Raw genomic sequence first — 6,726 nt, 5'->3', positions numbered from 1 at the left:
TAAATATGTTGGTGGACTGTAATTGCCAATGCTTCGGGACGCAGAATATTTGCGATTCTTTTAATGGCTATTGGATCAATGAGAATTCCGCCTAAAATTGCTTCCTCTGCATCAATGTTGATCGGCATTTTCTCAACAAAACTGACTGCCATGTCTGGTATTCTCCTTTGAGCTGGTTTTTAATTGAACTGTACTAAAAGTTGTCGAAAAGATTAGATACTGTCTACATGGGTTAAATAATCACTGTTTTCACAGCTAAGCTATAGCAATCCTAAATCATTTGTGAATTTCTTACTCCCTCCCCGAACTCGCGGGGAGGGTTGGGGTGGGGTAAAAATATTTACGACTCCTGCAAGGATTGCTATAAATAGCTAAGTAGTAGATAATTTGTTGAAAATTTGTTTTACGTGCTGAGGAAATCGCTGCATCCACTGCAAGTAAATTTGCTGCTGAATACCTAGCGCTGCGAAAGCTTGTTCGCCTAGTTCCTGGAACTGTTCGCATAACTTTTTGTGAGTTTTTAATGGCATATACTGAGGGTCAATATAATCCTCAGTTATTCTTGTTGTCTGTGCAGAAGGAGAATTTTTTGGAGTTGGAGAAGAGCCTGCTGAAGCTGGAGATGAAACAACATTTGTTGGGTTCGAGTTTTGAAGACCGTTAGTTTTTTCCCACCAGCGACCGCGCAAACAGTCAACGACCCACCCTGAAGGGTTGGATATTTGCTTTGTTTGGCTTCGGACTTGCAGCAAGTTTATGGCGGCTTGGATTTCGTTTAAGCTGTGCTGGAGCACACAAATTTTTAATTCAGAATTCATGCCTCCTGTGGCTCGCGTAACGGCTTCGACAATTTCAGTTGCATCGGAATTGGCAATTGCAACGGCTTCGATAATTTCAGTTGTCTCGGAATTGGCAATTGGAACAGCTTCGACAATCTCAGTCGCATCGGGGTTGGCAATTAGAACCGCTTCGATAATCTCAGTCGCATCAGGATTAGTAATTGGAACGGCTTTGACAATCTCACTTGTCTCGGAATTGGCAATTGGAACAGCTTTGACAATCTCAGTCGCATCAGGATTAGTAATTGGAACAGCCTCGACAGTTTCAGTCGCATCGGGGTTGGCAATTGCAACCGCTTCGACAATTTCAGGAACTTGGGGAGTAACGGGCGAAGATATTTCAGGACTTAACGGAACAGCTTTATTGGTAGGTATTGGTGATTTGGCGGCAGAGATTGTTGGATTGTCGAGGCTGTTGAGTTCTGTCAGCAGTTTTTGCGGGGGTTTAGAGGTCAAACCTATTTGTTCTGAAGTGCAAGGCATTGCCACATCGACTGCCTGACTGTTATCTGAATTAATTCTCAGACATTCAGCGGTTGGGACGGGACATTTATTTTCACTAGGGGTTTTTAGTTTTTGTTCTGAATTTTTATTTAATTCAGTGCTTTTAGATTTGATCCCAGTTACGAGCTGTGGTTTTTTATCTGGTGATGTTAAATTTTCTTCCTCTTTAGAAAAATTTAAAAAAACAGCAGCAACATTTTCAGTGCTTTGCTGTTCTTTTTTATCCTCTGTAAAGAGTACGGCACCATCAGGGTTTGAACCCCCTGTTTGCTCAATTTTTGGCTGGTTCAGTCGATTTTTTGACGGATTGCTCAGTTTTTGGAATTTTGAATTGGTGTGAGTGAAGGGGCGAACGTCGCCCAGGTGCTGCACTGCTATGCGGAAAATGCCACACCCGTAGTTTTTGAGGATTTTAACCAAGCCGAGTTTTTCGAGCTGTCTGAGGGCTGCCCGCCTGGTGTTGGGGCTGTAGGGCTTGCCGTTTCGGACTCTTGTGGCTCGTTTTTCGCCCAAGGGGATGCAATGGATGTCGATTTCCTCTGGTTTGCCACCGATGCAGGTTCTGTACAGGTAGAGGGCGAGTTTGACGGCGCTGGGGGTAGCGCCTTCTAGTATGTCGGCTAGGGCTTCATAAATTGCGGCGTGTCGGGCGAATGGCGGTTTGTGCCAGGTAGTTGTATCTGCAACCATTTTTTGTTCCGGGGTAAAAATGAGCGTAAATGTCCCTTCATGCGACTGTGACAGCCGCAAGGTTTGCCAGAGCGGTTGTTGTGAATTTGACCGCGGGCTATTGAGCGCGAATGCAGCGCTCGCTGCACTCAACAGGATTTCAGGTTGGCTTCAACAACCAGGTGTGGTAGTTGCGCCGGAACTCGATTCATAGCGCCGTCGCTTGAACTATCGGCAAACTTTAGCGAAGCGGTTTTAAGGTCTTGTACTTTTGCGATCGCTTTTTTGTAGCGATGCAGTTGTCCTAAATCCAGCAGTGTTGAGACTGACCGCCCTGCTAAAAGATGAGAAAGGGTGCGCGACTATTTTTTCAATCCTGCCAGACCAGCCGATACGGGATTTGGTGGCGAATCAGTCTAATAAGACTGATCAGAGTTGTTCTAAAGGCTGAAAACTTTACGTGGTAAGAGTTTCAAAAATGACTTGTCGCGGCATTCTAGAGGTTTTGTCGCGGCATTCTAGAGGTTTTGTCGCGGCATTCTAGAGGTTTTGTTCTAACGGTCAAACTTATATTGGGTATGGATTTGAGAGCTATTTTCAATACCTATTTTTTTTAGAACAAGTTTCAGAACAGCCCGAGCATTCTTTGCTGAAAAAAAAACCAGCCGGGAAAGGTGGGTTTGTAGGGTCGCTTTGGTGAGAGTTATGTCCTGGACACACGGGTGGTCATCACCTAGCCCTGTCTGGCGTGTTAAATCTGAACCGGAGAAAAAGGATAAAACCGCTATTTCACGTTCGGGTTTTTGAGACTTCGATCAAAAAAAATTGTTTTTCGGAACTTGGACTCACAATCAAAACGCTGAAACTTAGTAACCTCGTTCCTCACGCCAGACAGGGCTAGTGGTCATCACCTGAGTTTGATGGACGAGAATACAGAGGCTACAGCCCTTGAACCGGGGAAAAAACTAAGGTGATGGCGATGTTAGTCAAGCTCTGCTTGCTGTCGCTGTTTGAGCGTAGAATCCCCGTCTCTTGACTAGCGGGGAGTATGTCAAATTAGGACTAAGGCTAAGCATCATCAGGATAGAGGCTCTTCAGGGGGGGTTGCCCCTACTTTCACACCGTATATTGAGGCTGTGCGTAAGTCCTAAATATGTCAATCTGAAATGCTTAACAGATGCCAGATTTGGGATTCTAGTTCTGGTGCAGGGATTCGCTCCCCACGTTCCAACATAGATACATAACGCTGCGACATCCCTAGCCAACCTGCTAATTGTGCTTGACTCCAACCTTTGGCTACCCTTGCTTCTTTTATCTCATTGCTTGTCAGTTTAGGCTTGGGAGATTCTTTCATGCGGGGCTGAACCTGTTTGAGTTCAGCCTTGGTTGCAAGCAGTTTGGCGATAGGTACTGGCGGATGGATAGTAATTTTGGCTGCCAACAGCGTGTCAAAGTATCCTATTTTTTTTCGATACTTGCTACCAGGTCTCAGCCATTCTGGGTAAGTCTCTTCGTCAAACTCGATCTGAAACCCTCGCTTGAGTTTCAGCAGCACTTCCAGGGTGCGATTCCAGTTCTTTGTCACCTTGTAAGTTTGTTTACGGTCTGACCGAGCTAGATCGATTACCGTTTGGGGTAATAGCGCTTTTAGGAGTGTCTCCACTTTGTAGATGCCACTGGTGTGGAATCGGCTTTCCATCGTCAGATGAAGTGCTAAGCGCAAAGCCATTTCATCATGGTAGGCGTCAATTTTGAGAATGTCCTGAGCTAAATAGCCAAACTGATACAACGCTTCTTTGGCGAAGTAACCTGCTTTGTTCAAGAAGGCATGAGTCCAGAGTCCCGGTTGGACGGTTATGTAGATTTCATCAGGATGCTCTATTTTGCCCTCCAGATTCTGCTGACCTGTTAGCTGAATTTGAACATTCCACATTCGCGAGGTGTCAACGCTGGCTCTAATTCCACCTTTTCTGTGCTTGCCTTCAACCCATGTGGCTTTGATTGCTAAGCAACCCAGAGCATACGCAGTTTTAGCTATTTCATTGAGTTTTTGAGATACTGGCAAGTCTGTACGTTTATCCCACCCCATTTCCTTGATTAAGTCACTGCCTTCGAGAGTGAATAAGCTTTTCCACGGCTCTTCTTGTCTCATAATGTGAGCCGCAAAAATCAGGTGCAATTTGGCAGCAGTTAGCCCAAATCTGTCAATAATTTGCATTGCCTCGTCTAAAGGCAACAGCGTGATGTCGCCGGGGCTGGCAATGTAATGCTCAATGATGTTGTTGGGGTTGCCCTTGGCTCGGTGTTGGAAGTAGCCGACACCTGAAGGGTATTCTTGCCACAAGTCTGTTCTGAGTTGTGCGTGGAGGCTGGATACCATAGGAGGGGGTGTCGCAACAGGGGCGATCGGTCTACTCTGGTACAGACGAGGTTCTGTAATGGGTTTGTCTGGGGTATCTCTAACTTCAGCCAGACTTTCTGAGCTGGTGCTGTCACTCATAGTTTTAGTCAATAGTTAGAACCTAGTATTTTAATCACTGGATTTTTAATAAATTCTAGAATTTTAAGTCGGCATAATGTCGTCAAGTTGCAATTGTAAATTGGGAAAGAGGTAAGAAGAAATCGGCTCTCCCAAGCGATATTGTTGCTGCTGGTAAACTCCATCAATCAACTGGCAGACCGTGAAAGTAGGTTGCTTGGGATTGCCGATAAATTGCAAACCCCCCAAGCCTCGAAAGTCCACAATCCAATATTCTGCAATCTTCAAAAAAGCGTATTCTTCCACTTTTCTTGCATAATCATCTTGCCAATTAGTGCTGACAACTTCGGCAACAAACTTAATTGTACTATCTTTACAAATCACTGGTTCTTTTTGCCAAAGGGGTTCACTACTAAGTTCTGCTTTATCTAAAACAACTACATCAGGACGCAGTACTGTGGCCTCAGCGTATAGGGGTTTTATTAAACAAGTTTTTGGAACCAACCAATTGAAATTACCACGAAAAATTTCTACGTACATTCTACCAGCAATACTACCTGCAACCGCTTCGTGAGGACCAGTAGGTTCCATGTCTCTGAGTTCTCCATCAATGAGTTCATATCGTGTATTATCCCCATATAGGGCAATAAACTCCTCAAAGCTAAGTAGTTTGGATGGGGTGTATGTCATAGGTTATTTTTTAATGGGAGGTAGTTTAATTAGAGGTTTTGTGGGGTAGAGAGTAGAGTTCTGTTAAGTTTATTATACTCGCTCGATTACATGACCGCCTTCGAGCTTGTCAAACTAATGGAGGCGGATTGCGATCTGATAAATCGCCCCGTGCCGATTCCAGAAAACTATCCATTATATTCCAATCAATGTCATCATCAGGAAAGAGCGATAATTGCCCAGGCGAGACGTTGGATTGCCCGCGGTTGTGATAAGAAAGGTGACACGCAGTACAAAGGGCTATTAAGTTTTCTGGACGGTTGTCCTCCGGTATCCGGTTGCGGTGGTGCACTGTCAAAGTTAGGGAACATCGTTCGGACTTGGTTAAGCCGCTTTTATTACCGGGTCGGAGGCATTGTTGGTTGCATTTAGTACAGCGCCAAAGAGCACTTTCTTTCACTGAGAGCGCAATTTCTTGCCAATTGTCGGGATACCTCTTGGGTTTTGCCATAGCTCATTTCTCACAATTGGCGCGATCGCTTTTGTTGCCATCACTCAGAAGCCATTAAGTCAAAGAGTGCTGTAAATTCGCTCAATCTTTCATATCTCTTAACGCCTTCGTCACTATTATTCCACGCTTGTCTCACTTAAGAGCGATCGCCATTTAGAATGCACAAAGTACAGAAAGTTGCATCAGGCGAAACCAGGGACAAAATCGATCGCTCAAAAATAGTCCTTTGAAGTTCAGAAAAATTAGCGATCGCGCGTAGCAACCGTTTCAGACTTTTTCGGTACTGTCGTTGCTAATCAAAAATCACCAAGAAAAGTCTACTTGCTATTGACATATTTCGCCATTTAAAGTATGAGGATCAATAGCAAGAGGATTTGCGACAACTGCAAATTAATCCTGAACACCATATATCGAGGCTGTACGTAAATATTAAGAGTTTTTAAGCATTCTGCTGTCACACTTGCTTGGGGCGGTGTCTCTGTGTTCGCCCTAAGCTCGATTGCAACTCTATTTTATCTACCTGTCAACCTATATATTTCGTCATTCGCACGAGAGTAAGCTCAGCTACAAACCAAACGTGCTACTTTAACTCTATTGGTATGAAATAGTAATAAATGAACTACTACCACCGCAAGCTTTACGCCTTGCTGCACGATTCGGAAAATCCAGAGACGTGTCTGTCTGTATGCAGCCAGTTAAAGTGTTTTGAAGGGCAATTAGAGCAAATAAATACTTCGGATTTGTCGTTGCCGCGGGCGATCGCAGATTCTTCCGATCGCGTCAACCTTCCCAATAACACTACAACTAGCGCTACTTGTCAAGTCCGACACCCGATTAGTGGCCAGTCGCAAACAGGGATTAACAGTCAATTACCTGCGATCGCGATCGGCGATCTAGGTGCGATCGCCCAAGAATCAGATGTTGAAAAAGTATTCTGGTGGTTTTGGCGTTTCTATCCAGACATATTAGCAAATCAACGTGCGATTCGTTGAAACGTAAATCACGGTGAAAGCCCGTACATAGCGTTTCCAGCCACAAGGCTGAACTCTCGGTCT

General features: G+C 44.7%; 6 protein-coding genes. 1 reads left to right on the top strand and 5 read right to left on the bottom strand.

The genetic code is table 11. From position 1 onward, the window contains the following. The 5 genes from QUA16_RS34935 to QUA16_RS34915 all read right to left on the bottom strand — a co-directional run. A partial coding sequence (locus tag QUA16_RS34935) for a DnaB-like helicase N-terminal domain-containing protein (protein WP_333181724.1) occupies nucleotides 1-128 on the bottom strand: 128 nt, incomplete at its 3' end. Between the two features lie 243 nt (nucleotides 129-371). Then, nucleotides 372-2,033: a hypothetical protein gene (locus QUA16_RS34930; RefSeq protein ID WP_333109208.1), complete on the bottom strand. Its 1,662-nt coding sequence runs from the start codon at nucleotides 2,031-2,033 to the stop codon at nucleotides 372-374. Nucleotides 2,034-3,168: 1,135 nt separating this feature from the next. Beyond that, nucleotides 3,169-4,512, bottom strand: a complete 1,344-nt coding sequence (locus QUA16_RS34925; RefSeq protein WP_333109209.1) for a helix-turn-helix transcriptional regulator — start codon at nucleotides 4,510-4,512, stop codon at nucleotides 3,169-3,171. 63 nt (nucleotides 4,513-4,575) lie between these two features. Next, complete coding sequence (locus QUA16_RS34920; RefSeq protein WP_333109211.1) at nucleotides 4,576-5,181, bottom strand: Uma2 family endonuclease; 606 nt, start codon at nucleotides 5,179-5,181, stop codon at nucleotides 4,576-4,578. A 109-nt stretch (nucleotides 5,182-5,290) separates the two neighbouring features. After that, the gene (locus tag QUA16_RS34915; protein ID WP_333109212.1) at nucleotides 5,291-5,671 is read right to left on the bottom strand and encodes an HNH endonuclease; all 381 of its coding nucleotides are present in this window, start codon (nucleotides 5,669-5,671) and stop codon (nucleotides 5,291-5,293) included. Between the two features lie 614 nt (nucleotides 5,672-6,285). Between QUA16_RS34915 and QUA16_RS34910 the strand changes: the two genes are divergently transcribed. Next, the gene (locus tag QUA16_RS34910) at nucleotides 6,286-6,663 is read left to right on the top strand and encodes a hypothetical protein (protein WP_333109214.1); all 378 of its coding nucleotides are present in this window, start codon (nucleotides 6,286-6,288) and stop codon (nucleotides 6,661-6,663) included. The last annotated feature ends 63 nt before the right edge of the window (nucleotides 6,664-6,726 follow it).

The sequence above is a fragment of the Microcoleus sp. S13_C3 genome, assembly GCF_036700905.1.
Lineage (GTDB): Bacteria > Cyanobacteriota > Cyanobacteriia > Cyanobacteriales > Microcoleaceae > Microcoleus.
Note: the sequence above shows the minus strand (reverse complement) of the source record. Positions and strands in the feature narration are given on the sequence as shown.

Coding starts and splice junctions, on each gene's coding strand:
- QUA16_RS34915 (WP_333109212.1), bottom strand. CDS start 5,671: ATGGCAAAACCCAAGAGGTATCCCGACAATTGGCAAGAAATTGCGCTC.
- QUA16_RS34920 (WP_333109211.1), bottom strand. CDS start 5,181: ATGACATACACCCCATCCAAACTACTTAGCTTTGAGGAGTTTATTGCC.
- QUA16_RS34910 (WP_333109214.1), top strand. CDS start 6,286: ATGAACTACTACCACCGCAAGCTTTACGCCTTGCTGCACGATTCGGAA.
- QUA16_RS34930 (WP_333109208.1), bottom strand. CDS start 2,033: ATGGTTGCAGATACAACTACCTGGCACAAACCGCCATTCGCCCGACAC.
- QUA16_RS34925 (WP_333109209.1), bottom strand. CDS start 4,512: ATGAGTGACAGCACCAGCTCAGAAAGTCTGGCTGAAGTTAGAGATACC.